Annotated in this window: 18 protein-coding genes and 1 pseudogene; 13 read left to right on the plus strand and 6 right to left on the minus strand. The window is 57.5% G+C overall.

The genetic code is table 11. The annotated features are described in order from the left end of the window. Positions 1 to 275 precede the first annotated feature (275 nt). The 10 genes and pseudogenes from nodD2 to QA635_RS32385 all read left to right on the plus strand — a co-directional run bounded on the left by nodD2 (position 276) and on the right by QA635_RS32385 (position 10645). Positions 276 to 1271, plus strand: a complete 996-nt coding sequence (gene nodD2, locus QA635_RS32340) for a transcriptional regulator NodD2 (protein ID WP_283063691.1) — start codon at positions 276 to 278, stop codon at positions 1269 to 1271. A 604-nt stretch (positions 1272 to 1875) separates the two neighbouring features. Continuing rightward, positions 1876 to 2085 (plus strand): hypothetical protein, encoded by a 210-nt coding sequence (locus tag QA635_RS32345; protein WP_283063692.1) that lies wholly within the window; start codon positions 1876 to 1878, stop codon positions 2083 to 2085. A 122-nt stretch (positions 2086 to 2207) separates the two neighbouring features. Beyond that, entirely contained in the window at positions 2208 to 2921 is a 714-nt protein-coding gene (locus QA635_RS32350; protein WP_341850447.1) for a MerR family transcriptional regulator, read from the plus strand. 240 nt (positions 2922 to 3161) lie between these two features. Beyond that, positions 3162 to 4274 (plus strand): branched-chain amino acid ABC transporter substrate-binding protein, encoded by a 1113-nt coding sequence (locus QA635_RS32355; RefSeq protein WP_283063694.1) that lies wholly within the window; start codon positions 3162 to 3164, stop codon positions 4272 to 4274. Between the two features lie 674 nt (positions 4275 to 4948). Further along, positions 4949 to 5158 carry a hypothetical protein gene (locus QA635_RS32360; RefSeq protein ID WP_283063695.1) on the plus strand — a complete coding sequence of 70 codons (210 nt, stop codon included), beginning with the start codon at positions 4949 to 4951 and terminating at the stop codon, positions 5156 to 5158. A 60-nt stretch (positions 5159 to 5218) separates the two neighbouring features. Beyond that, positions 5219 to 5476 (plus strand): annotated as a pseudogene (locus tag QA635_RS32365) (transposase); the annotation flags it as partial. Positions 5477 to 5642: 166 nt separating this feature from the next. Continuing rightward, positions 5643 to 6668: an LLM class flavin-dependent oxidoreductase gene (locus QA635_RS32370; RefSeq protein WP_283063696.1), complete on the plus strand. Its 1026-nt coding sequence runs from the start codon at positions 5643 to 5645 to the stop codon at positions 6666 to 6668. A 947-nt stretch (positions 6669 to 7615) separates the two neighbouring features. Then, positions 7616 to 7990: a NolY gene (locus QA635_RS32375; protein ID WP_283063697.1), complete on the plus strand. Its 375-nt coding sequence runs from the start codon at positions 7616 to 7618 to the stop codon at positions 7988 to 7990. Between the two features lie 1040 nt (positions 7991 to 9030). Next, positions 9031 to 9303, plus strand: coding sequence for a hypothetical protein (locus QA635_RS32380; RefSeq protein WP_283063698.1), 273 nt, complete (start codon positions 9031 to 9033; stop codon positions 9301 to 9303). Positions 9304 to 9922: 619 nt separating this feature from the next. Further along, positions 9923 to 10645 carry an outer membrane protein gene (locus QA635_RS32385; RefSeq protein ID WP_283071943.1) on the plus strand — a complete coding sequence of 241 codons (723 nt, stop codon included), beginning with the start codon at positions 9923 to 9925 and terminating at the stop codon, positions 10643 to 10645. A 271-nt stretch (positions 10646 to 10916) separates the two neighbouring features. On the opposite strand, the gene QA635_RS32390 is transcribed toward QA635_RS32385, so the two are convergent. After that, positions 10917 to 11726, minus strand: a complete 810-nt coding sequence (locus QA635_RS32390; protein WP_283063699.1) for a helix-turn-helix transcriptional regulator — start codon at positions 11724 to 11726, stop codon at positions 10917 to 10919. Positions 11727 to 12218: 492 nt separating this feature from the next. Next, the gene (locus QA635_RS32395) at positions 12219 to 12404 is read right to left on the minus strand and encodes a hypothetical protein (protein WP_283063700.1); all 186 of its coding nucleotides are present in this window, start codon (positions 12402 to 12404) and stop codon (positions 12219 to 12221) included. An 818-nt stretch (positions 12405 to 13222) separates the two neighbouring features. On the opposite strand from QA635_RS32395, the gene QA635_RS32400 reads away from it, so the two are divergent. Further along, positions 13223 to 13939 carry a sulfite exporter TauE/SafE family protein gene (locus QA635_RS32400; RefSeq protein ID WP_283063701.1) on the plus strand — a complete coding sequence of 239 codons (717 nt, stop codon included), beginning with the start codon at positions 13223 to 13225 and terminating at the stop codon, positions 13937 to 13939. An 811-nt stretch (positions 13940 to 14750) separates the two neighbouring features. Next, positions 14751 to 16085, plus strand: a complete 1335-nt coding sequence (gene hemN, locus QA635_RS32405; protein WP_283063702.1) for an oxygen-independent coproporphyrinogen III oxidase — start codon at positions 14751 to 14753, stop codon at positions 16083 to 16085. Between the two features lie 240 nt (positions 16086 to 16325). On the opposite strand, the gene QA635_RS32410 is transcribed toward hemN, so the two are convergent. Next, positions 16326 to 16847, minus strand: a complete 522-nt coding sequence (locus QA635_RS32410) for a hypothetical protein (RefSeq protein ID WP_283063703.1) — start codon at positions 16845 to 16847, stop codon at positions 16326 to 16328. Between the two features lie 1374 nt (positions 16848 to 18221). Between QA635_RS32410 and QA635_RS32415 the strand changes: the two genes are divergently transcribed. Further along, the gene (locus tag QA635_RS32415; protein ID WP_283063704.1) at positions 18222 to 19634 is read left to right on the plus strand and encodes a carbohydrate porin; all 1413 of its coding nucleotides are present in this window, start codon (positions 18222 to 18224) and stop codon (positions 19632 to 19634) included. Between the two features lie 161 nt (positions 19635 to 19795). On the opposite strand, the gene nolL is transcribed toward QA635_RS32415, so the two are convergent. The 3 genes from nolL to QA635_RS32430 form a co-directional block, all read right to left on the minus strand. Beyond that, the gene (gene nolL / locus QA635_RS32420; RefSeq protein ID WP_283063705.1) at positions 19796 to 20911 is read right to left on the minus strand and encodes a nodulation factor fucose acetyltransferase NolL; all 1116 of its coding nucleotides are present in this window, start codon (positions 20909 to 20911) and stop codon (positions 19796 to 19798) included. Between the two features lie 1120 nt (positions 20912 to 22031). Beyond that, positions 22032 to 23549 carry a hypothetical protein gene (locus QA635_RS32425; protein ID WP_283063706.1) on the minus strand — a complete coding sequence of 506 codons (1518 nt, stop codon included), beginning with the start codon at positions 23547 to 23549 and terminating at the stop codon, positions 22032 to 22034. A gap of 40 nt (positions 23550 to 23589) precedes the next feature. Then, positions 23590 to 24189, minus strand: a complete 600-nt coding sequence (locus QA635_RS32430) for a hypothetical protein (protein ID WP_283063707.1) — start codon at positions 24187 to 24189, stop codon at positions 23590 to 23592. Between the last annotated feature and the right edge of the window lie 278 nt (positions 24190 to 24467).

A 24467-nucleotide genomic window follows, 5' to 3' on the forward strand; every position in this document is an offset into this window, starting at 1 on the left:
ACTAAGGCTGGTTTGCCAATGGCGACTCGACTAAGTCGAGTTGCGAGAGTGCCGGGAATCGACGAGATCGATCAGGTTGGCACTCCCGACGGGCTCGAGCCGCAGGTCGTCGTCCCCGAGCGCACTGCGCGCCATTCTGCGATGTTCGGCGAGCTTCTCTGCAATCGCACGAGAGGAACTGAGTTGATTCGCGCGAGCCAATGACACCGCTTCAGATGCGGCCGTTGTCGCTCATGGTAAGCACTGTAAAAGACGAGCGCGTCGGATAATAAGATATGCGTTTCAACGGCCTTGATCTGAATCTTCTCGTCGCCCTTGATGCTCTAATGACTGAGCGCAGCCTCACCGCAGCTGCACGCAGGATTAACCTCAGTCAGCCGGCCATGAGCGCAGCCATTGCGCGGCTGCGTTCCTATTTCCGTGATGACCTGTTTGCGATGAGAGGCCGGGAACTTGTCCCGACCTCGCGCGCAGAGGGATTGGCGGCGCCCGTTCGTGAGGCTCTCATGCACATCGAGCTCTCCATTATCGCGCGGGACGTGTTCGACCCGGCGCAATCGAATCGGCGGTTCAGGATCGGTCTTTCCGATTTTATAACGGTCGTATTCTTCCGACATGTCGCCGAGCGTGTCGCGCGCGAAGCCCCTGCCGTCAGCTTCGAACTGGTGGCGCTCGCCGATGAGCACGATGAACTTCTCCGGCGCGGCGAGCTTGATTTTGTTATCCTCCCGGAACTATTCATGTCCAGCGCGCACCCGCGGATAGCCCTGTTCGAGGAGAGGCTTGTGTGCGTAGGCTGCAGCACGAACGCCGAGCTACGGCGGCGTCTTACATTTGATCGATACATGTCAATGAGCCATGTTGCGGTTAAGCTCGGTGTTGCGCGCAAGCCTCCCATCGAGGAGTCGTTTCTGCTCGATCGCCGCCTCAACCGACGCATCGATATTTTCGTACAGAGCTACGGCATGATCCCGCCCATGCTGATAGGCACGAGCCGGATAGGAACCATGCCTTTAAGGCTCGTTAAGCATTTCGAAACAACGATGCCCCTTCGGATCGCTGAGCTTCCGCGGCCGTTCCCAACATTTACTGAAGCGGTCCAATGGCCTGTCCTTCAGAACAGCGATCCGGAAAGCATCTGGATGCGAGAGATATTGTTGCAGGAGGCGGCTCGCATGACATCTACGAGTGGTGATTGCTCCATGAGCTACGCTTCGGAGCAAGCAGATACTGAAGGACGCCTGACGAGCGTTGCCTCGCGACTATCGTGAAGCTTCTCAAGGACGTGCACACCCCCTATATCCCGTTGCATTGTCTCTACAGCCGCACTTTGGACTTCTCCTGCTCTAACTCACGTCCAGCGGCTTCGCTGCCGACGGCGATCATGACGTTGTCGCGGGATTTGCAAATTGGCATCGCGTCCGACGTGCAGGTGGCAGTTCAAGTCACCTGTTGCGTTGTTTCAGAGGGGCCACACGTCAGAAGCGGCGCACCAAGCGCTCGATACATCGCACGGGCCAGGCCCCGCCCTTGAGCGCGGCCTCACGTAGCGGCGTCGTGTACATGAGCAAGATCAACTCGGGGCTCGTGCCGTCCGCGCTCAGAACCAGTCGTGCTCCGAATGCGAGGAGCCGATTCGCCCGCCGAGCCGCACATGAGGCGCGGCCAGCCGGCCGAGCGATTGTACAGATGACGGGAATCGCTCGTGCGATTTTGCAAAACACCGCGCGCCTGTGTTGCCTTGTCGCATCACCTTAAGACGCCATGCATCTTCATCGCTCTACGCCGCTGATCTGACTTCTTTTGGCCCTACCGCGGCCAAACGTCTTGACGACGTGCGCCGCCTTGGCGCAATGACAAACAAGGAGCCGACCGTTGGAACAGTACAGCGGCGTATTCGATCCAGAAGAACTCTCTGTCTTAGGACGCCTCTTTGATGGCGCAATCAATGCGTTACCGCCGTCGATGCGAACGCCTGAAAATCGAACGGCAGTCGCCAAACTCATCTTGGATAGTACAGAGAGCGGCGCGTCTAGGCTGGCATGCCTGATGAACTTGTTGATCATCATTTCACCTAAGGGTTGATCGCCAACCATTCTGAGGATAGTCACCGTCTCTTACGCTGGAATGGAAGACGATCCAGCTAGAGCTTTGAAATAGCTTGAATCATACGTGACGTCAGGTTGTAGGCTTTGAAATTGAACAACATGAGCAAAGCTACACCACGAAGGCGTCGATGGCGCATTGGCGAACTTGCAGAGGCGACCGGAGTGACGGTACGCACGCTGCATCATTATGAGCATACGGGGCTCTTAGCCGCATCAGAGCGTACAGACGGCGGTCACCGGATGTACGATCGTGAAAGCGTCCAACGGGTTCATCAGATTCGCGCGTTACGTGAGCTTGGCTTCTCCCTTCACGAGATACGTAAGGCAATGGAGGGCACGACTTCGCTCATTGACCTGCTGCGCAAACATTTGGAGCGGATCGAACTTCAAGTCGCTCGAGCGACCCTGTTGCGAGATCGTTTACGCGACATGACGACAGGCAGTGAGATCCAGGTAAGTGTAGATGAGCTGCCTGCAACCTTGGATGCGATGTCTAAGGTCCAGACGCGTAGTCAGACGTCCCGATGTACGTGCAAATTGGCTGTAGAGCGCGAGGAGCGGTGGAGGCGAATTCGCGACGAACTGCGTGATTGCATGGATCGGGGCGAACACCCTTGCGGTGAGCGAGCGAAAGCTGTGGCGGTTGCAGCGCGGCTGCTGATCAGCGAAATCGCCGGAGCCGATTCGCGCGTTTCGACGATCCTGAAGGTCCTTGCGCGGTTGAGTGCCCCTCGCAGTCTGGCCGGTTGGGATCCTACTCTTATGCAGTATCTCGACCTCGCCCTTGCGGGGCTGGAGGATCAGCCGTACTGACGGCGTGGGCGCAGGGATGCGCAGGATCTCCCTGATCATTCCGCCGAGACCACGGTTTATTAGTTTCTCACAAAGGGACTTGAACCGCACGTAACGTCAAATTGTAGGCTCTATCATGGTCGCGGTGTATCCAAGCTGACGCGCACGACTTCGCTTGGCAGAAGCGACCACATCAGGCTTGGAAGCAAATCGAGCCGCCGGCGCTGGCGGTTCACTTCAGTTGAACATTGGAGCCCTACAATGTTGGGTCGGCGTTACGTTTTAGCTGCCAGTGCAGCACTACTCTTCTGCGCCGTCGGCTCGACTACGCGCGCCTCCGACGTCAATATTGCCGTAGCTGGTCCCATGAGCGGAAGCAGCGCGGCGTTTGGCGCACAAATGCGCGATGGAGCGGCGGCCGCCGTCGAGGCTTTGAACGCGTCGGGCATACTTCCCGATACCAAGCTGATATTGACCGTCGTCGATGACGCTTGCGACCCCAAGCAAGCCGTCGCAGTTGCGAATAAACTCACAACCGAGCGCGTCCGGCTAGTCGTTGGTCACTTTTGTTCTTCTTCGTCAATTCCGGCCTCTGACGTCTACGATGAAGCAGGCATCATTCAAATGTCACCTGGCTCGACAAATCCTCAACTGACAGAACGTGGCCTTAAGACGGTGTTTCGGATTTGTGGCCGTGACGACCAACAGGGTCTCGTTGCAGCTGAGTACATTCACGCAAATCACCATAACGAGACGATCGCAGTGCTCGACGACAAGAGCACGGCGGGGAAGGGCATTGCCGACGTGGTTGCGGCACAGCTTCAGAAATCCGGCGAGCACGTCATTCGAAAAAGCTATATAGCCGGCGAAAAGGATTACGCAGCACTGGTCTCAAGAATGAAAAAAGATCGGGTGCGGGTCGCCTATATCGGCGGCTATCATACCGAAATAGGCCTGATCGTACGCCAGGCGTCAGAAGCAGGTGCTGGCCTCATCGTCATGGCAAACGATCCACTGATGACCTCTGAATTCTGGGCCATCACCAGCAGTGCAGGAAATGGCACATTGTTCACCTTCATGGCCGACCCCGTCAAGAACGCCAAAGCTGCCGGCATCGTGGCCAGACTCAACGCTGCCAATCTGTCAGCCGAAGGATACACGCTTTACGCCTATGCAGCAGTCCAAGCATGGGCAGAGGCAACGAAGCGGGCCAGCTCTTTCGATGCTCGACGAGTGGCCAGCGCACTTCGTTCGTGGCCGATCGATACCGTGATCGGCCCAATACTGTTTGATTTTAAAGGAGACAACGCGGCTACTGGATTTCTCGTTTACCGCTGGCGCGACGGGCATGTTGAAGCCGTCAAGCAGAACTGATCGGGACGACGCGTAACCTCCACAATTCAACCAGTGATACCGAGAATGAAACGCCCTCACGACCTTGGTGCGGCCCTACTGGCGTGCACTCTTATACTCGCGGTTTTCGGAGCATTTTTGGCGTTCGCTGCAGCGCTGGCAGAGCTGCCTGACGTCGATCCACTGGGGGATGAGTTGCGTCCGATGATAAACAAGTAGTGCTTGTGCAAACCCTCAGTGTCGCACGACCACCTTGGCAGGCATGTCTTGATCAGCTCGATGGTTGCTCTTCTTGGTTCACCGGCTCCTCCTCAAGTAGGCCTCTATGCCGTCTGCAACGGCTCGGCGACATCACGAAGTGCCGGTGGTTCCTTCCCACAACGTAGCCATGGAACTCAGTTTGCATCAGCAATTTGCACCATCGAGCCGGCATACCGACAGACGCACATGCGCGCTGCACTCTATGAGCAGGCGCGCGCCGTGCGAGGTCCTGCGAACAGCACACGGCAAGACGACCAATCGGCGCTCCGGCCGAACCGTCCACGTGACTTGCGTTGCCATCAATGGGCCCCCATTCCCGCTGTCCGCCGCCTTACTGGAAGGCTCGTCACCGTCCTCGCACGGCAATGCCGACATGCGAGGAAAAGCTCCACCTTGGAGCGAACCGCCGTCAGGCCGGCCGCCGCGACATGCCAATGGGCTGGCTACACACGAGCCAGAACATCCTCGACATCAATGTAATCGGCCATGCCATCGGCGTCCGCATCTTTGGGCGCCGTTATGCCTTCGCGGACAACCTTCGGCCTGTCGGGCCTGAAAGGCAGGAAGTTGCAGCCGACTTCGCTGAACTTGACCCTTCTGGAGTACCCTCCGACCCAAGCGTCGTGCTGGCGCGCGGCAGCTGACCTCCTATTGGCAATTTGCTCTATCTGGAGTGCAAGTCCTCCCCCAAGAAGGGCGGACAGATGAAGCGACCGAGATTCACGGAAGAGCACATTATCGCGATATTGAGGGAGCATGAGGCTGGCGCGAAAGCGGCCGATCTAGCTCGTAGGCACAGGATCTCTGAGGCGGCAATCTACAATTGGAAAGCCAAATTTGGCGGCATGGACGTTCCTGCGGCCAAGCGATTGAGGGCCCTGGAAGAGGAGAACGTGAAGCTAAAGATGCTTCTGGTGGAGCACATGCTCGGTGTGACGGCCCTTCGCGAGCTCCTGTCAAAGTAGTGATCAGACCGCCATTTGCAGATTCTCATGACCTGATCACATCGTGCAAGCTCAGGCGGTACCCAACGAAAGAGATAACAGCAGTCGAACGACGAACGAGCCGTCTTTGAGATCGACGGCATCAGGCAACTGGGACTCCTGTTCCACAAACGGAGACGATCAAGTGAAAAGTACCTCTCCTTCCAGACTAACCTGCGGCATTTTCGACCATTTGGACGACGACGGCCGCGATGTCGCACGACAATACGAAGACCGCCTCAAGTTGGCGGAGGTATGTGATTCTCTGGGGTTTTACGCCTATCACCTAGCCGAGCATCACTGCACCCCACATGGCAGAGGGCCGTCGCCAAATCTGTTCTTATCGAGCGTCGCGCAGCGCACCCAGAGACTACGCATTGGTCCGCTGGTACTGTTGCTCAACCTCTATCATCCTTTGCGCGCGTTCGAAGAGATCTGCATGCTTGACCAATTGAGCGGCGGCAGGCTCGAGCTCGGTATCGGACGTGGCTCTCTGCCGACCGAATGGGGCTATTTCGGCATCAGCGCGGACGCGGCGCCAGAGCGTTATGAGGAAGCCAGCGAAATCCTGAATGCCGCGTTGAAGGGACATACGCTATCCTATCAGGGACGATTTTTTGAGTTGAGTGAGATACCGTTGACCATGAGGCCTCATCAGCGTCCGTATCCGCCGACCTGGATCACGAGCAATCGGGCCGAGTCGGTGGAGTGGGCCGCCGCTAATGGCGCCAATCTGGCGTGCCAGGGCCGCTCCTCTGCTGTTCGAAACATTACGAATGCGTTCCGCTCGCATCGGGCGCGCATGACAGACGCGGACGATCGGGAGCCGTTTCTTGGTCTGCTCCGCATGGTCGTGATTGCGCAGTCTGACCGAGACGCCCATCTAGCAGCGGAAACCGCTTATCAGCGATGGCTCGAGAGCTTTAGATTCGTATACGAGCTGAACGCCATTCCGACACCACCTACCCTGCCGCTGACCTTCGATGCAGCGCTCGATAACGAATTGTGCGTCGTCGGAACGCCAGCTTCCGCCCGACAGCTCCTTCTTAACCAGATGGAGGAAGCAGGCGCCAACTACCTACTTTGCCAGCTTGCATTCGGGAACCTCCCGCTGGAAACTTCTCTATACACCGCAACCACAATCAGATCCGAGATCATCGCCAGACAATGACTATCCGATTTTGGTACCTCAGAGAGGCAGCGCGTCGCGACCTCCATCTATGATTGGATGTCCCGAAGTCGCTTATCTAGGACCTCCTGCCTTAATCAGCAGGAGGTCCAAAGACCGATGAGAACTGAGTCGCCTCGATGACCATCGTGCTGGCCTCTCGGCCGATGTCGTCGGCGGTGACGTGAACTGATTTGGAGAGCGGCGGCATGTCAAGCCAACGTTATTCAGATGCTGCTGGCCTCATGCGTCTTCCAGAGCGGATCACCCCGATCGCGCGCGCTATCCGCGAGCTGGATGCATCCCATCAAAACTTTCGATTTTACCGTTCTTAACCAAATACCCCATAGTCAATCGCCGATTTTCGGAAAGCAGCCCTTCACGAACCACGTGTGACAATGAACCCAGTTTGCTTTGAGCATCGTCGCCGGGCATCTCCAGCCGCGCGTGCCTGCATCACCAATGAGACAACTCCATCCTGCAAATCACGGCACGTGCTGCGCACCCATACTCGGATGGCGCATCGCAACGTCCCACGCGCAATCTACCGCGTAGTCGCCGACCTAATTGTCGTCATGCTAAAGGCGCTCCAGGAGATTGGCTCTCACGCACTCTTATCGGCTGGGGTCCATGCGTGCGCCGGCTAGACCTCTGACAAGCGAACTGGGCCCTCGGCCAAGGCGAACCGGACCCCTACATCATCGTGGTCGGCGATTCTCACTCCGCTTACGCCCTCAGTGCTACTCGGCGCTGGCCGCCTTCACCTGCTTTCTGCAAACTTGCACCGCGGTCATCTCATTCTATACGCTGTTCGCGACTGACTGCGCGCGTGCACAGCCTTCTGCAGCGGCAACTCGTTCTCGTCACGCGCCTGCAGCCCCACGAACGCGACAAACGACGCACCTCTTTACTTAGCCTAGCCCTGCTTTTAATTACTCTGGAGAAACATCGTGGAACTCGATCCTTCCAATTCGCGTATACAGGACCTGAAGCACCGCATCGACCTGCAACTGGGCATCGTTGCCGCCCTCATCGGCGAAGAAGGCAACGAACTCGAAGCGGTCCGGCTGCTTAACGCACTCACAAACGAAATGATAAATGCGGAGCTTGCGCTCGGTCAGCTCGGCGATGCGAGGACCAATGGCCACACTGGCGACGGGCAAACAGCGCGAATGTCGGCGGACCGCGGCATCTATCATCCAGAAGACCTTCAGATCTTGGGCCGGCTTTTCGATCAAACAGTGGCAGCTTTACCTGAGGCTCTGCGTACGCCTGCCAACCGAATTAAGATCGCCAAACTGATTCTATCGCGTGCAGCGGAGTGACGTTCGATTCGACGTACTCCGGCCGTTGAGGACGCGATGAAACGCCATTCATAGCTGGGCCGACGCCGCGCTGCGGTTTGCGCGCCCAGTACCGCAGCAAGGCTCTCAAAATTCAATGGGCTTATGTCTCGCGAACGAGCCGCTTCCGTTGCCCTGTCATATCGCAACCGTCCGTCATCACAGGGGAGGCCCGAAAGGACGCCATCGCGCCGGGGAGGTCGTCATCGACTCTCATCTCAGCTGGACTTTCTTCAAGTACTTCGTATCTATAACGTCTTATATTCCGCAGCTAAGCGAATGAATGCGAAGCAACGTATGTGGCGACGCACAGTCTCGATTGTCTCGTTCGGTACGTTTTCCTCGATGGTTCGGCGCTTGTGTTGCGGCAGCACCTCTTACATCCCGCAACGCACTACATTCCACAGCTCCTTGCAGGACAACACCAACCAGATCATCGCAATTACCCCGCATCTCGTCACCGCCTTCTCTACTCCCACTTGACGCAAAACGTCACACCACGCGGCCATGCGAACGGGTCAAACAACAGAAAGACGGGCGCGCCGTCGATCATGTTATAACGCCGACAAACACTGTCCAGACTGCGTCACGCGCTTAGGCGGCGAATCGTACAAAACGGACAATACTGGGGTTCAAACGCTTCGTATTTCGAGGTTACGAATGTGGTGAAAGGTCAGCTCGTCCGCTACCACCGTAGCGTCGACCCAATCAGACCCGCTCTTCTAGTTTCTTGGATTAGCCACCACCGACCGCAAGCAATTTGGGCGATTCGGCATGAAAGCGCGCGATAACGCACGCCCGCCTTCGAGTGATACAGAATCATTCGAACCGAATTTGGTAGTACAACGTTCGGTCATCCGCGCTTCAATAAGCGTCTGTATAAATCTGATTGTAGCGTCGACAGTGACTCGATGCGTGAGCACGCCTACGGACCCGATCTCTTGCTTGCTTGATAGGCCACCGGCACTCGATGCTTCGACAACGCGACTTCTTCGTATTCAAGATATCGATTGGAGTTTGAGATGGATCAGATCTCATCCGAGCAGATGCAGGCGCCAGAGGTTCTCGTGAGCGTCGCATTTGACAAGGCGTGGCGCTTTGTCGAGAAGGATCCGCTGCTGGCACATAATCACAAGACAGTACTTCATAGCCGATTGCGAGCTTCCCTGGAATATTCGATAAGGAACGGCGAACGGAATACCTTGCATCTGGCGAACGAGGCGATACGAAAATTACGCGCAGAATTGACAGCCTCGACCAAGGCAGCAAGATTGCTCACACTTCCGCGTCAATAGCGATCAGCTATGTCACGGCTCACCGCAATCTTAAGTCGCAGATTTGCATTCTCGATATATGGTTGTCGCATTATTTTTCCACGGCTATTCTGCCCGAACCGCTTCTCAACTAATGCAGCGGGCACAAAGCGCCAAGCGCTGGGCAAGTCAGCCAAGGGTCAGAGTAAGCGACGACGAGGCAGGACAAGCTCGTTATCCCTTAACGAGACACTGTGCATACGAAGATTCTACTCATGCCCCTGAACTCGGGACGCGCTTGTACAACTTCAACGTAATGCTTCGTTAGGCGCTGTCGCATCCGCAAGGGCGAAGCAAATTAGCTACTAGAAGCAGGCCAGCCGCATCGACCTTTTTGGCTCCTCCGCGGGCGCACAGAGACCGTTGAGAATCGTGCAAGAGTTACTATCGGCGGTATTGACCTTTGCTCATGGTGCGTGCCTATCGGCTAAGAGCATCTTGGTCGGGCTGTGCATGGCGATGAATGCGCGCCCAACAATCTGACGCAGCGTTCGATTCGACCCGTTTCTTGCAAAACAATGTTGTGCTGCAGTTACAGCAATTCGCGGCGATGTTGTTAAGACGCACAGCGCCGGGGGGCATCGAAAGGAACAACACTCGAATGAAGAATTTGCTGATTCTGACTGCATGCATCGGCGCACTCGGTGCGGCCGCTCCCGCATTTGGCGCGGACTTCGCCGCGCAGCCCCTCAACGTCAAAGCGCCTCCGCTGCCGGTTGCCCCCCCAGTTATCGACTGGACCGGCTACTATATCGGTATCAATGGGGGCTGGGGATCGAGCCACAATTGCTGGGATTTCAATGGCGTCATTCCTGAGGGCTGCCATAATTCGGCTGGAGCCACCGTCGGTGGTCAGATTGGCTATCGTTGGCAGATCTTCAATACAGTCTATGGCATCGAAGGTCAGGGCAACTGGGCCGATTTCAACGGCTCCAATGTCAGCACCGCCTTCCCGGCAGACGTCATTGGCACCAAAACGGATGCGTTCGGCTTGCTCACCGGTCACATCGGCTACGCGTTCAATGCCGTTCTGTTGTACGCCAAGGGCGGTGCTGCGGTGACCAGCAACACCTATCACATCAATTCAGTGACTACCGGAGCCGGGATTGCCAGGAACGACGATGTGCGTTGGGGTGGTGCGCTGGGCGCAGGAGTCGAAGTCAGCCTCACGCCGAGCTGGTCGGCTGGCGTTGAGTATGACCACTTGTTCATGCAGGGCAGCAGCGTGCTCTTCCCAACATCCGGCGGCGATCGCGTCCACCAGGACGTCGATCTCATCTCGGCACGGCTCAATTACAAGTTCAGCCCGGCGTTTGGCAGATAGTGATATCCACACGCTTGCGGCGTCGAATCGAGATCCCCGACCGTCGGTCGGGGTTCTTTCTTCAAGTTCCTTTAACTAATAAGCACCCCTGCCGGCCTTTTCCAACACCAGTCGTCCAAGCTGGCTCATAGGCTGGATGAAACGCATCGCCGTGCTCCAACACTCGTTGAGGAGCTCCGATCCGACGCGACGAGGGGTTGCAATCGCTTGCCTCAACGGAAGCGCGAGCAACAATTAACCGTTGGCGCCAGCTCCAATTCGAGTGAGCAATTCAAAAAACATTGAGGCGAATCGCAATAGCGACTGCCTGGATCCGGGTGGTCGCACCCAACTTTCGCATCGCGTTTTTGATATGAAAATTGACAGTATTCAAGCTGATTTCCAAGATCACCCCAATTTCCCATGACGATTTTCCCTCCGCCACCCACCGCATGCAAGTGATCTCCCGCTGCGACAGGGCCACCTTCTTCTCTCCGCCATTATTGCAGGGACGTGCGATCTCGCCATGGGCGGTATGAAAGAGCGAAGCCAATGCGTTGAGATGGCCGAAGCGGTCCTGAGGATCAACATCGTCGGATGGAGATGCAAACGACACCACCGATACTCGGCCCAGCGGCCCAAACAACGGCACGCTCATACCATGCTTCAAGCCGGCCTCCCTGGCCTCGTCCAGTACGCGTCTCTCGTCTGGTTGAAGTGGATAGTGGTTGGCGAGTTGATCCCACAAAAACGGCCGCAACAGCATCGGCGTCCGCCGAACCACCGGATCGATGGTGTGATACTTGTGTTTGAAGTATCGCTCGCACCAATCTGGTGGCCACTTCACGGCCACGGTTGGGGGTGGATATTCCGCCAGGCGAAGTGGCTCAACGAAGTTGAGGGCGCCATAAGCAACCTCACCGAACCCCTCTTCGGTGGCGCAGTTTACAAGGAGCTCGAACAGCGCTCTGAGCGAATGCGTCTGTTTTGCGCATTCTGTGAAGCTAAAACGATCCTTGATCGGCGGCTGAGGACGCCGATCATGGTCGGTGTCGCTGCGTTCGATTGCGCTTGTTTCAGGCGGAGCCAAGTTGGATTCCATGGCCTGAACCTCCCGGGTTTGCTTTACGAGAAGTCTGGAGCGCCCGCATGCTGCCCAGACGCCATTTCCGAATTTGGGCCCTGCCGCCCACTGCGGCGGCGTGATCGTCTCCGTCAAACAGCCGAGGCGCCGCTGCTATCCTGTGTCTGAAGCGGAACAACGCGCCGCAACCGTAGCGCCGATGCTCATTCAATGTGATCTACCTGGCCGCCAGTGACGTGCTGGCAATCTAGGAGTCGCCGCAGGGTCGGCCACTTTGATTGGCCCGCGCTCTCGATCTCTGACGCACATGCGGAGCTCGCGGATTTGAGGAAATCCAACTGTCCTAACGGTTCAGCCGGCGATACGAACCAAACAGCACGACCGGTTGCGGCGTCAGCATAGGTCAGATTGGATCGTACGAAACCCAGGTCCGGCGCGAATGAGGCTTTGCTGCATGTCAAGGTCGAGCACGAGCAGACTATAGGCACTGAGCTTCCCGAACGAGGTGAGCTAGGGCACGCCGACCCGCTCGCGGGCGCCGGCTTCCAACTGCGTGATGTCAGCGTCGATGCTCTGCTTGCCGGCGAAGGTGCTAGGGGTGTCATTTTTCTTCCCCCTCTTGCGAATTCGCATTGCCGGCCCTTGGCCGATCCTGCGCCCCTGCGCGGCGTCGAGGACGCGATCGATAAGTAACATACAGCAGAAGCCCCAAAGGGTAACGACCTGGCATTAATGCGTGGTCTCTGAGGGGCGCGCAGGTCCGGCGCGAATAAATCGAAGGGGCGAATAGAAGTGGCGTGAACGATGCAACGAGAGATACGCGATGTCGCGAGAGCTCCTTGACGCAAGAGGACACGTTGCATGTGCATCTCCAGAAGGGAGAGGACTTGGGATCGGACCAGCAAGTGTCATACCAGTTTTTGTGTTTGCACAATCAATCGTGGAAACAAGGGCTTGGCAAACGGGCGGTTCCAGTACATGGCGTATTGAAGCAATCGTGACATCGGGAGGAAACGCGACAGCACCATTTGCGCGAGCCGCGGCACCAATTGATCCAGATCAAAAAGAACGCCGTTCTCGCGGCGGCAGCCCTCCAACGCGTCGACGTCCCAAGCGCAGCGAACTTCTGGCCTGAACGCACGGGGAGGCCGGCCGATCAGAGATCAACGACAAACGCGGGTCCGATCGTCGGCAACCGACTTGCATGTGTAACGGCTCGGAATGCAACCGTAGGCGTCAGGCGAGGCCGGGAGTACTGTCTACCCGACATGCGTTGTCCATCCACCTGCAAGAGTCCTGCGTAGTCCAGTCAACTACGAGACTTGACAATTGATGGAGACGATCGACACATGGCAATCGTCATGCAATTTGGATTGAGGATCGGTCCGGCTGCTGACTAAACTCGGAATTCAAAGCAACAACCCCGCGGGAAAGACACTAGCACCTCGCCTCGGGAGGGCATCCTTGATGCGGTTCGCAACCAAGGCGAAGAGCGTCGCCAAAACCGGTGAAGTATGTTTTCTCTGGTCCTGGCGATCATCTCACTGCTCTATACGACCGTTGGCCAGGCGGGTGGCACCGCATTCCTGGCGCTAATGGCTTTTGCCGCTCTGCCATCGACAGAGATGCGCCCGACGGCGCTCGGTCTCAACATTGTTGTCGCGACTTACTCTACATGGGTCTTCAGCCGCAACAAGGTCGTTGACTGGATAATGCTGCGTCCGCTTCTGCTCTCATCGATGCCGGCGGCGTTTGCCGGTGGCCTTATGGTGCTCGGAGAAGACATTTATAAGACGCTGACCGGGGTCGTCCTTCTGCTGGCAGGAGCCGTGATGATCGTGCGGCGCGGAGGCGCCGCCGATCGCATTCACGAAAATCCGCTCTGGGGAACGGTGAGCATTGGAGCGGCCATTGGCCTGGTTTCCGGCCTGACCGGCGTCGGCGGCGGAGTGTTCCTCGCCCCGACGCTCATCGCCCTGAATTGGGCGTCGCCGAAGCAGACCGCCGCGCTGTCGCCCCCTTTTATTCTGGCTAACTCCACAATCGGCTTCGTTGGAGCTCTTCTCGCTGGTCAATTTCCGTCTTCGTATTTCGGGCTTTACGCAGTCGCCGCGCTGGGAGGTGCCGTTGCAGGTACGATGATCGGCCTGAAATGGATGAGCCAGACAACTGTCAGGTTCATCCTCGTGGCGGTTCTATTCGTCGCCGGCATCCAATTGGTTTGCGCATGATTGTGCAGCTGAAGCGCGACCAATGAAGAGCTGAACTGCACAATCCCGCGAAGATTGATAACTGCAAAAGCAAGCGCAAAACAAGCGACATGAAACGCTGAAGCGGAACAGAAACGCATCCTCACATAGTCACTGCGTGTGAGAAGCTGGTCGGCCTCTCATCCGGGATTAGCAAAACCGGACACTTGGTTGTGAATGGTGAGTTGCTTGTATTCGGCGATGGGACGTCGCTGAGCCAAGGCGCCCCGACGCACTTTGCCGGGGTTGGAAGTGCGCCGGGTCCGCCCCAACATCATCAGTACATCCGTGACGATGCTTGCCGCAATGAGACAAGCAGCGTGGCGGAAATGAGGCCCGTCCATTTTTTTGGCGTGGCGTCTAAAATGCCTTCTGCGCGGCTCCAAGGGCCTTGAATCTCACGTAGCGTCAGGTTGTATGATCTCGCGCTTGTCACGCCTCATCTAATGAGCAACTTCTTATCCATGGTATCTTCAGCCGGACGCGTCCTGCTCATGGCATTTATCCGAGAGGTGCCGCCTATAGCGAAGGAAGGTGAGCGACGAGCAGCCACTCCACCCGGACCTGCGCGGGATATCGCTTGCCTCGCGGTGATGGGTCGAGATGGTGGATCACATCCACGCTCGCAGCGCAGCCTCGGCCCTCATACCTCTCACGCCACGTCAGTCCCTAGGCCGTGATATCGAGAACGGAATTCCGATTTCGAGTAAGTTCGGACCAGTTGACATAACTCAAAGACACAGGAGGGCGAATCGGCCAGCTTCGCGGCTGTATGAGCATGGGAAGCCAAGCCTTGCAGACCGCACTCCTGAACAAATATTGCGATGCTCGCCTGCCTTGGTACACCATCTACCCAACTGTACCGGACTTCTCCACGACAATCGGTGCCAGGACCTGTCAGACTTGGTTGAACCGGCTGCCGCCCGACGAACCCGTATCGCTCTATCTCCACGTTCCGTTCTGCCGGTCGATCTGCTGGTACTGCGGCTTTCCCACAAGCCTCACTCGCAGCGAACGGCCGATTCGCAATTACTTGACGTCGCTGCGGGAGGAGATTCGTCTGGTTGCGGAGCAACTGCCGCGCGCCTTGCCCGTCAACGACGTGCATTTCGGCGGCGGAACGCCGACCAGCATTGCGGCGGTCGATTTCCTGGCTCTCATGGAGCTGTTACGCCGCTATTTTGCCTTCAGCACGTCCGCCAGCGTCGCCATCGAGATCGACCCGCGCGCGTTCACGATCGAGATGGCGGAAAGCTTAGGGGCAGCCGGGGTCAGCCGCGCGAGCATTGGTGTGCAAAGCTTTGACCCCAAGGTTCAAAGGGCGGTCAACCGCATTCAGAGCGAAACGCAGACGGCTTCTGCTGTCGAAAGTCTTCGCCAGCAGGGAATAAGCCGCATCAACTTTGACCTGCTCTTTGGACTGCCGCACCAGACGGTGCAGTCCTGTGTGAACTCGGCAAGGACGGCAGTGGCCATGCGACCCGACCGGCTTGCGGTTTTCGGTTATGCCCATGTGCCCTCCTATATGAAACGTCAGCGCCAGATCGATGAGACGGCACTGCCGGACAATGTTGCCCGCGTCGAGCAAGCTGCGGCCATGGCGGAGACGCTGGTGTCTGCCGGCTACCGGCAAATCGGGCTCGACCATTTCGCCTTGCCGGACGACGAGCTCACGCTGGCACAAGAAGCTGGACGGCTACGCCGCAACTCGCTGGGTTATTCGGCTGATACCTGCAAGACCGTGATCGGCCTTGGTCCGTCAGCCATCGGCCGTCTCGGTGACGGGTACGTCCAGAACGCGGCCGAAACCGCTACTTATAGCCGGCATATCAGATCTGGCCGTCTGGCAACATCGAAAGGCTGCTGTCTCACTGAGGAAGATCGGCTGCGGGCTGCAATTATCGAGCGCCTGATGTGCGATCTGCAGGCCGACGTGCCGGCACTCTGTGCGGCCCACGGAGTTGATCCGATTGGGTTTCTCGATTCAGCCGACCGCTTGGAAATGCTCACCGAGGACGGCATCGTGGAGATCCAGGACGGCTTCGTCCGCGTCAAGCACGAGCACCGTTTTATCGTGCGCGCCGTCGCTGCCGCATTCGACGCTCATCTCGACCGCACACCCTACTAGGCCACGGATCCGAGCACGGTCTCGATGCATCAACACTGCTTGCGGACGAATGATCGAAACAAGCGCCGGAATGCTGTCGGCTGCATTGACGGGGATCACCTCGGCGAGCGTGACCTTGGTGACGACGCTGTATTCGTAGGCTTCGGCTATGTATCGCAACAAGCAACTTTGCGAAACGTACGGCCGATCCCGGTGAGTGCGGCTAAAGGACTCGTCCACGCCTGTAACAGCCTTAACATGTCAAGGCCTGTCCCTCTTCTGTCCTGCGATCACTGGCGCACCGCCGACGGAAACGGGGCCTTGTGGTTTGGACCGCTCTACGCGCTTCTCGGCGCGCTTCTTGGCCGGGCTCGAAGCAGCTTGTGGGGGCGACGAAGAAATAGCGGAGGGAGCAGAAGGGACAGCTGCTGGATTCTGCAAGGAATCAATCCGCGAAGCCAGCACTGTGATCTGATCTAAGATCCCTTTGAGGTCCTTCCGCTGAGCATCGATGTACCGGTTGAGCTCTGCGATATCCTCGCTCATCTTCTCCTGCGCCCAACGTATCTCGGTTAGGGATATCCTGTCCTGCGCTGACAGGCCCACCACCGCATCTGCGGGCCCGGCTGCCGGCGTCTCGACAAACCCTGCGAGGCTGCCGCCAAAATGAGCTGCTGCCGCACACAAGCCGACAAGGACGAGAAACACCAGACCCCTGCGAATTCGCCCTGACGAGCCGTATAAGAGCGGCCGCAAGTCTGAAGCGGCCGCCTGATCAACCATCTCCATCGTTCCTTGCCCGACTTCCCCGTTTCGATAGACTTCTTGGTTGACGTGAGAGCTCGCGACGTTCACGCATCCCAGCGAGCCGCGGCCGCCCCAACAACATTCTTCAACTCGCCGACCATTTGCTCCCTTGGCTCCAATCAAGCGGCCCGTCTTGACCAAGGCAAAGCGAACACCCTACGTGGAACTCTTGCATCATAGGGCTGGCGGTAGGCACTAGTTCTCATCTTCTTCGGCCATGGTGCAGCATTCTTGCATTCAGGATGACCTTGCAGATTTTGTACCCTGCCGGCGCCTGATGTGAGCCGGCCGCTATTTCCTTCAAAGTCGGACTCTCGGTTTCCGTGCTGCCGAGGCTGGCAACTTCGCGGTCAGGCGCTACGAAAAAGGCGCCACAGCTGGCGCTCGAGCCACCATGCCATTGGAGCGGCAAGTGTTGAGCATGGCCAACTACCAATCCTGGCAGGTTGATCGAGACGACGGACACATGGCAAGCGTGGCCCACGAACGTTACCCGATCATAGCTAGGCACTCGGAATGCACCGCAGATTTGTCCGTGCCAATGCAGCGGGCGGAATTAGCAACTCCTCGCCCACAGCCACCAAAGCAGCTCGAAACCTGCTTCCCCCGCTGTTCTGGGCTACCATCGTGGACGTTGTGACGCGATCGCTGCACGAACAAATTCCGAGGCTCTGTGGAAATCGCGGCCGTCGACGATCGCTTCGTCCTTGGCGGACCGCGATACCAAGACAGCCTCACGAAGCCACGGCTCCGCTTTGGCTGGCATTGCATTCCGGTGGCTGCCACTTCGTCGAGAAAGGCACTTCGAGCAAGATGCTCGGCAAGGCTGCAATCCTCCACCCCATAGTGCATCGAAGTCGACGTTCGAATTGTTTTGGCGGCGAGGACAGCTGCGACGCCGCGCGCTCGCGGCCAACAGTTCTCGCTCAGCCAGCAAGCGCGGCTCACTCTCGGCAAATCCGGCCTGATGCACACGCAAGGCGCAGACCAGATCGTGCTCGCACTTACGAGCGACCAAGTCGGCAGGTCTAGTGAATCTCGCTGGGATAGACTTCCTGCCCATGGGGCGTCGTCCCTCTTGTCCTCAGACGCCACGGCTCGGGATGTCCGTTCTGGACCGCCGATCAATCCATTCATGGCTCGCAAAACAAGGACGCGAAGTACACTGTGCGTGATTGCTTTGTTACGGCGACGACGCCTCGAACATCTTCGGCTACCGCAGCATTTTCCTGCAGCTTGCGATCAGGAGAGCCGCAACGGCGACTTGCCGTCGCACTTTCGCTCGCGGCTTGTTTGGTCGGCCCCCCCGTTTCGGCACAAACTGCTGACGATCCTGTCCCCAAGAGCAATGTGGCGGACCAAGCCACCAAGAGAAGAGCGGCAACACTGCCCGATATGGCTACAAAGCTCCAGATCGGCGTGGTCAATCAGCCAATTCGACTTCATGCCTCGGCGTTGGCGTCAGCTCCCAACCTGCCTCTCATAAAGCGCGGCAGCGCTGGTCGGATTGCCCAGACCCAAACGCGAAAGACGATCGACCCCTTCGCACGCTTTGATGCTTTCCGAGAAAAAGGGATCTGGCTCAACATACCCGGCCCTGCTGATACAATTGATCAGGACAACAATGGCGTTAGATCCGCGCTGGCAGATGTCGGCATTGGCTATATCGGCTGGACGCACAACACCTTTGCAAACAACCAGCTGCCGAATGCGGCCAGAAGCAGCATCGCCAACCAGCTCTATATGGGGCAGAATCCGACATTTGCTACGGCGAACTTCGTGATCGTCACCTATGACCTCAGCCGGTTTGGTATTCCCGATGGACAGATTGTCGTTGGAGCCGAGCAGCAATACTGGACATGGAAGCGACCTGGACCGGATCGAGTAGGATTAAATGCATTCGCCTACTATCAAACTTTCCTCGACAGGAAATTCGAACTCAAGTTTGGCTATCTCAGGAATGCGAATGAGTTCACCGGCACATTGTTTGGAGGAATTTCAGGATCAAACATGTTTGCTCTTTTCCAAGCAGGGATGAGCACCAACGCCGCGCCAACGCCGGCCGCCAACCTGAAGTACAATTTTGATGATCACTTGTACAACAAAGTCTCCGTGCAGCGGTCAATCAGTCCAGATGGTCCTTATGCGCAGATAACCGAAAATCCTTCGGGTTTGAATTGGAGAACAGCCAATGCCGGCATTCTGTTCATTGATGAACTTGGCTACAAGAGCAAGGCCGCTCCTGGCGTTCCCGACACCTGGCTGCGGGCCGGCATTGGTTTGAACAGCAGCCGCTACAGGAATTTGGCAGATCCGGATCAACAAAGAGAGAGCGGGAATAACTTTCATTACATCGCTGCTGACAGGCAGCTCTGGCAGAGTGATGTTGAGGGGACGCCATCTCGCGGCATCTATGGCGGATTCTCCATCATGGGAGCTCCGCCTGACGTAAACAGGATCAGCCAGTATTACGAGCTTCGTCTATATGCAAAGGGACTGTTTGACAGCCGGCCCAGTGATTTGATTGCTCTGGTTGCCAACAACACGACCTGGAGCAGGTTTGCAGTGGATGCTGCCTTGGCCAAAGGCCAGCTTGCGCATCACGATACCACAGCCATCACGGGGACATATACGGCGCATATCGCTCCGGGGATATATGGAAGCCTCGGACTGTCCTACATTCATAACCCGACAAGCATCACACACATGCCCCAAACGGAGCACGCCCTCAATCTGTTGGTGTCTACGCTGATATTTTTCTAGATCAGTGAGGATGCCACCAATTCTGCTACCAAACTCTCGGTTCGAAAGAATTGCTCGCAAAGTTCTGCAAGCGCGCCGGCGAGACGCTGTGAGGAGACGAACCAGGGCGCCTGCTATCCCATGATCTAAGAGCCTCCTGACCGGATTTCGGCTACAGCTACTTATCCGCAGGCTGCCCCGCTGGACATAGGGCGCGGGGGTGAAGTTCCAAGAATGAGCTGAGACAGATAGGGAATGTCGCGCACGGTTCGGCGCACCATTAGCGCGACCAGAACAATCGCAGCCCCTAGAATTCCCGCCACGGCCAACTTGGATGTGAGATCCGAAGGCTCTGCGTACTGTATCGAATCCATGAGACGAAATGCCATGCCCTGAATCAGGTACAGCACCAGCGTGCTCTGTCCTATTTCCACGGCGATAAAGCGGACCACTCGATTTGAGCGGCCAACTCTCCAGCAATTCTGGAAGAGTTCACTCATGATCGCTGAGGCCGCTGCTGAGCCAAAAAACATCAGAAGCACGTCTTTTGCCGACTGCATATCTTTGACCAGGGCGAGATTGTTGTAGACGTAAGTGTCTTTGCGCCAGGCCAGAAAGCACACCAGTGCGGCTATTGAGGCAGACATGATCAAGAGCGGCTTATAGGCGCGCGTTATGCTCGTCCACCAGTCTCTTGACTGCGCAAATGAGAATCCCAAGCAGAAAAACGGGTAAGTGTACTTTATGAGAGGAAATATGGAGAATGTCAGAGGTGCAAGTGCGACCAGGATGACTGATAAGAATAGGATCCAGGACGACCAACGATTGAAGATCGAAAGAATTTTGACGAGAAGAAAACAAACGAGCGCGGCCCAGATGAACCAGTATGTGCCGGCGACATCGTTTAGAAGCTGTAGAATGTTGCCTGATGCGTCAGGGGCGCGGGGAAGCACGGCTAACTTTGCTGTCTCCAGGAGAGCGCACCAAAACAGCATGGGCACCAAGAGCTGCATCGCCCGATCACCGACGGCTTGCATCAACGACTTTTGCAACAGCGCTCGGCAAGAAAGATATCCGCTTATCGCCATGAAGAGAGGCATGTGGAACATGTAGATCCATTTGAAGAATGGCGAATCCCAGTATCCTTCATCTCGGTAGAGGATATATTGGATCAGGTGACCGACGATCACCAAAATGATGAGCACTCCTTTGTCGAAATCCAAAGCTAGATCGCGATCGTTTTCCTCTGGCGTCCCAGGCAAAGTCGACCCAGTTACATTTCGCAATGTATCAATCATCTCGACATCCCTTCATCCAACGAGCTGGAGATCCGTCTGACGTTGGGTAGCTGCCGCGACCAAGTACTGGCCGGAAGCTGCATCATCAGGTCGTCGGTCCATCATGCTCTTCAATTTGGAGTTCCGAGCCGGCATCAAAGACATCCCTGCCGGATGTCGTAGGTCCACTCTCCGGAACGCTGCTTTGAAGCTAGCCGTTCAGGTCAGCTGGAATATCGGGTGCTGGCGAACCAGGCGTGCGAAGGTCGGCCGCGTCCTGGCGGCGTCCGAGAAGACACCACATCATGACGACTGTTCTTAAGGTCAAGTTTCATGAGATGCCGCGTTATACCGGAGCACGGGAAGTCCAAGAGAGAGATAGGCTGAGCAGCCGACCATCGGGATCCGGCTGCCAACCACTTAGTATGAAAGGCAACTGCTGCAGCTTTTGCTCCATGGCAATCGATCCGACCGTCGATCGTGGAGGCAATTGCCATCGCAACTCTACGCTCCGATAGCTGGCTGGGCGCCAATATTCAATTATATGGATGTGGGCGATCGTTATAAAGAAAGGGGGACCGAGCTATACGACGGTTTACCGATTTGAAGTGCTGCTACCTCACTTCGATCGGCTGCCAGATCGAGCAGTCACCTTACTGGGTGTCCCGTCCGGAAAAAGTGTTTGCAACGCACTATGAGAATTTTGAATAGCGGCAATACCCAACTCGAGCATGAAGGCCTAAATATATGTAGGTCGCGCAGCAGGGCCTCCTTCCGAAAGTATTCGACCTTGCCATCACGAGTAGCCAGCGTCAGCAAAACGACGTCGTTGGCGAGCGTTCCCACATCCACCAGACCTCGCTTCGTCCGCACTCCGGACTGTGGGCGGTCGACGTGGTTCGAACAGTCGCGCTTACTGAGCAGCGGCTTCTAAGGCAAGTTGATCGGCGGAAGATTTGTGAAAGCCTGAGGGATAGAGAAGGCCGCGTTCAAGCTGCGCCAACAAACGGGAGCTGGACCGCTCAGGCGGGGCCCATCTCAATACTTTGAATGGATACATCGGCTGTCAAGGGCCGGGCTGTAGAACGCCTCGCGCGAGCTGCCCCGCCGAGCGCCTGAGATTGCCGTCCACCTGCGCTCTTCAGCCACGTTCAGGATAGATGCGAACGCGCTGGCGCCCTTCGCTTTCATCCAACTCGCCCCTGTAGGGCACGCCGCGGATCGCGAAATAGGTTGGACGCCCAGCCCCCGGCATGATGCGTTCCCCCTGCAGGACGCGGACAAGGTAAAGCGGAAGCAACCGCTCGCGGTGCTCCCATCCTCCGTGGATCAGGTACCCAAGATCCCGTAGACCCTCACGGGGTTGCTCGGCTTGGACGATCAGCGGTGGATGATGAAGCGGCCGGGATGGCCCAGCTTCATCAAGGTAGCTCGGGCGGGGATGATGGATCAGGCGGACATCCGTGCGCCCTCCTGGTCCGAATGTGGCCGAGTAGCGCTCACCGTTGATCATAAACTGACTTGGCCCGAACTGGTTTGGCAGCAGATTGATGTTGCCGAGGACGTCAACCAACACATCCGAGGCCGCTTGGGAGCCGCGACGCCAGTCAGAGCCAACGACGGCCCCAATATCCCGCAGTTCTTGGACGTCCCCGGACAGTCCAGCGAATGACGGCGCTCTGCCAAATTCAGGTGCGGGCGCGGAGCGTGCTTCGTCGTGCAAGTCGTGCGGAGTGGACGGATCCAAATCAACCAAGGAATTTAGACCGCTGTAGATGTTTGATGAGCGAGGCCGCACTGACGATGGTGAGGCGGGTTCTTGCATCTGTTGCCCGAACCAATCCCAGGCTCCTTGGCTGAGACTGGCCGGAGTCGCAGGAAGCCCGTGCGGCAGATTGGGCTGCGCGACCCAATAGGGCGCTTGCACAGGTGCGGCGGGTTGGAGGATCTGCTCGCTGGACCGATCCCAAGCCCCGGCGCTCGGGCTGGCCGACGTTGTAGGCAGTTGCTGCGACGAGGCGGCCTGCCAACCGTGGTGCGGCGCTGGCAGTGATGGGAAGGGTCCGTGGATCTGCTCACCAAGCCAATCCCAAGCTCCCGAACTCGGCGTGGCTGGCGTTGCCGGGACCTCCTGCGGCGAGTGCGCCTGTCGAGCGCCTTCCGCGACGGGCTGCCCCGCATCCTCGGCAGGTTGCAAACCGAGCGCCCTGTTCGCCTCCAAAATTTGCTGGTAGCGGCCAAGCCTGAGCAAATCAGCGTTGATTTTGCCGTCGTTGGTTTCTTGCCTGTACTCCGCGACATCCTGGTCCAGCCCGGAGGTGAAGAGCCGGCCGGCGATGGCCGGCTTATCGTGCTTTTGCAGCCATTCACTCAGCCTCGACATTCGGCGAGCCTGCCTGTCGATCGTCTCCGGCTCAACCCTGCGTGTCGCCTTTTCCGCCGCGACCCACATGCCGATGAGGGGCGCGTCGGCACCATGGGGAGCCAGGCGACGGAGATCGGCTGACAAGGTGTTTCCGGCCCCGACCTCACGGAGCTTTTTCAAGGCAGCTTTGATACGCCTTGCGCGGTCCGCTGCATAGGTGTCGACATCCTGGTCGAGCTCAGCTTCCAGCTGGTGGTTTTCCACCTCCGGATCTTCCAATTGCGCATTTTCCATCTCGAGGCGAATGCGATCCGCAATTGAGGGCCTATCGTTGTCATTGGCGCGCGCTCAAAATGCGCAGGTCGGCTGCCGCATTTCTGATGGTGCCGTCGGTGAGGTTGCCGGCTGCGGTGCCTTCGGTGCGGTTGCGGACTGCTCTTTGTCTAAACTCTTTGATGAGCGCCTCGTCCTCCGGATCGACCCCACGCGTCCGGCCCGGCTGTCTGGCGTAATCGACGCGAAAAGTCGTCGAGAAAGCATCCGGCTGCGCGGTCTCCGGCGAGGACTTGCTACTCCCACCAAAGGCTTTGCCGACCCCCGACTTGAAGCGCGACCACAGTCCGCGGCTTTTACCGCTCCTGGCCTGAACCGCAGGCCCTTCGTCCGGCAAGCTGTAGCGCGCGCTGCTGAACAGATCATCGCGCAAACTGGACTGCGGCACTTGGGCCGGAGCATCAAGCTGAAAGCGGGGAATGTCTAAGCTCCGCCGCGCATCGCCCCGCGCGCTGTCCCTAAAATCTGAGCGTGGTGACACCCGCATCGAACCGCCGAGTTCGTCCCGTCGAACTGCCCGCCCCGCTCCTGCGGGAGCCTGGTCCGGCGAACTCGACTTTGCGGAACTCTCATCAGGCGAATCGAGCTGCAAATCTTCCATCCGCCGCTCAAAATCGCCTTGCTGGCTTGCGTTGCCCCCTGGCCGTCCCGCTCGCCCCTGTCGGGCGGCGTACGCCTCCATCCAAGCGCCTGAATCGAAGAATGGGTCAACTGGATCCATCCTGCTCTCCTTGTGACGGTGTAGGCCCTGCGCAATCCGCACGCTTGCACGGCCGCCAAGCGGCAGCTGTGGAGCAAAGTCAGATTCTGGATTTTTATGGGACCTAGCTTTCGAAAAGCTGACGAGAACAAGAATTCACAGCGAGCAATGCCGATTGC

Source organism: Bradyrhizobium brasilense, assembly GCF_029714345.1.
GTDB lineage: Bacteria > Pseudomonadota > Alphaproteobacteria > Rhizobiales > Xanthobacteraceae > Bradyrhizobium > Bradyrhizobium australafricanum.

Coding starts and splice junctions, on each gene's coding strand:
- nodD2 (WP_283063691.1), top strand. CDS start 276: ATGCGTTTCAACGGCCTTGATCTGAATCTTCTCGTCGCCCTTGATGCT.
- QA635_RS32350 (WP_341850447.1), top strand. CDS start 2,208: ATGAGCAAAGCTACACCACGAAGGCGTCGATGGCGCATTGGCGAACTT.
- QA635_RS32355 (WP_283063694.1), top strand. CDS start 3,162: ATGTTGGGTCGGCGTTACGTTTTAGCTGCCAGTGCAGCACTACTCTTC.
- QA635_RS32360 (WP_283063695.1), top strand. CDS start 4,949: ATGGGCTGGCTACACACGAGCCAGAACATCCTCGACATCAATGTAATC.
- QA635_RS32380 (WP_283063698.1), top strand. CDS start 9,031: ATGGATCAGATCTCATCCGAGCAGATGCAGGCGCCAGAGGTTCTCGTG.
- QA635_RS32385 (WP_283071943.1), top strand. CDS start 9,923: ATGAAGAATTTGCTGATTCTGACTGCATGCATCGGCGCACTCGGTGCG.
- QA635_RS32390 (WP_283063699.1), bottom strand. CDS start 11,726: ATGGAATCCAACTTGGCTCCGCCTGAAACAAGCGCAATCGAACGCAGC.
- QA635_RS32395 (WP_283063700.1), bottom strand. CDS start 12,404: ATGTTACTTATCGATCGCGTCCTCGACGCCGCGCAGGGGCGCAGGATC.
- QA635_RS32400 (WP_283063701.1), top strand. CDS start 13,223: ATGTTTTCTCTGGTCCTGGCGATCATCTCACTGCTCTATACGACCGTT.
- QA635_RS32410 (WP_283063703.1), bottom strand. CDS start 16,847: ATGGTTGATCAGGCGGCCGCTTCAGACTTGCGGCCGCTCTTATACGGC.
- nolL (WP_283063705.1), bottom strand. CDS start 20,911: ATGATTGATACATTGCGAAATGTAACTGGGTCGACTTTGCCTGGGACG.
- QA635_RS32425 (WP_283063706.1), bottom strand. CDS start 23,549: ATGGAAAATGCGCAATTGGAAGATCCGGAGGTGGAAAACCACCAGCTG.
- QA635_RS32430 (WP_283063707.1), bottom strand. CDS start 24,189: ATGGAAGATTTGCAGCTCGATTCGCCTGATGAGAGTTCCGCAAAGTCG.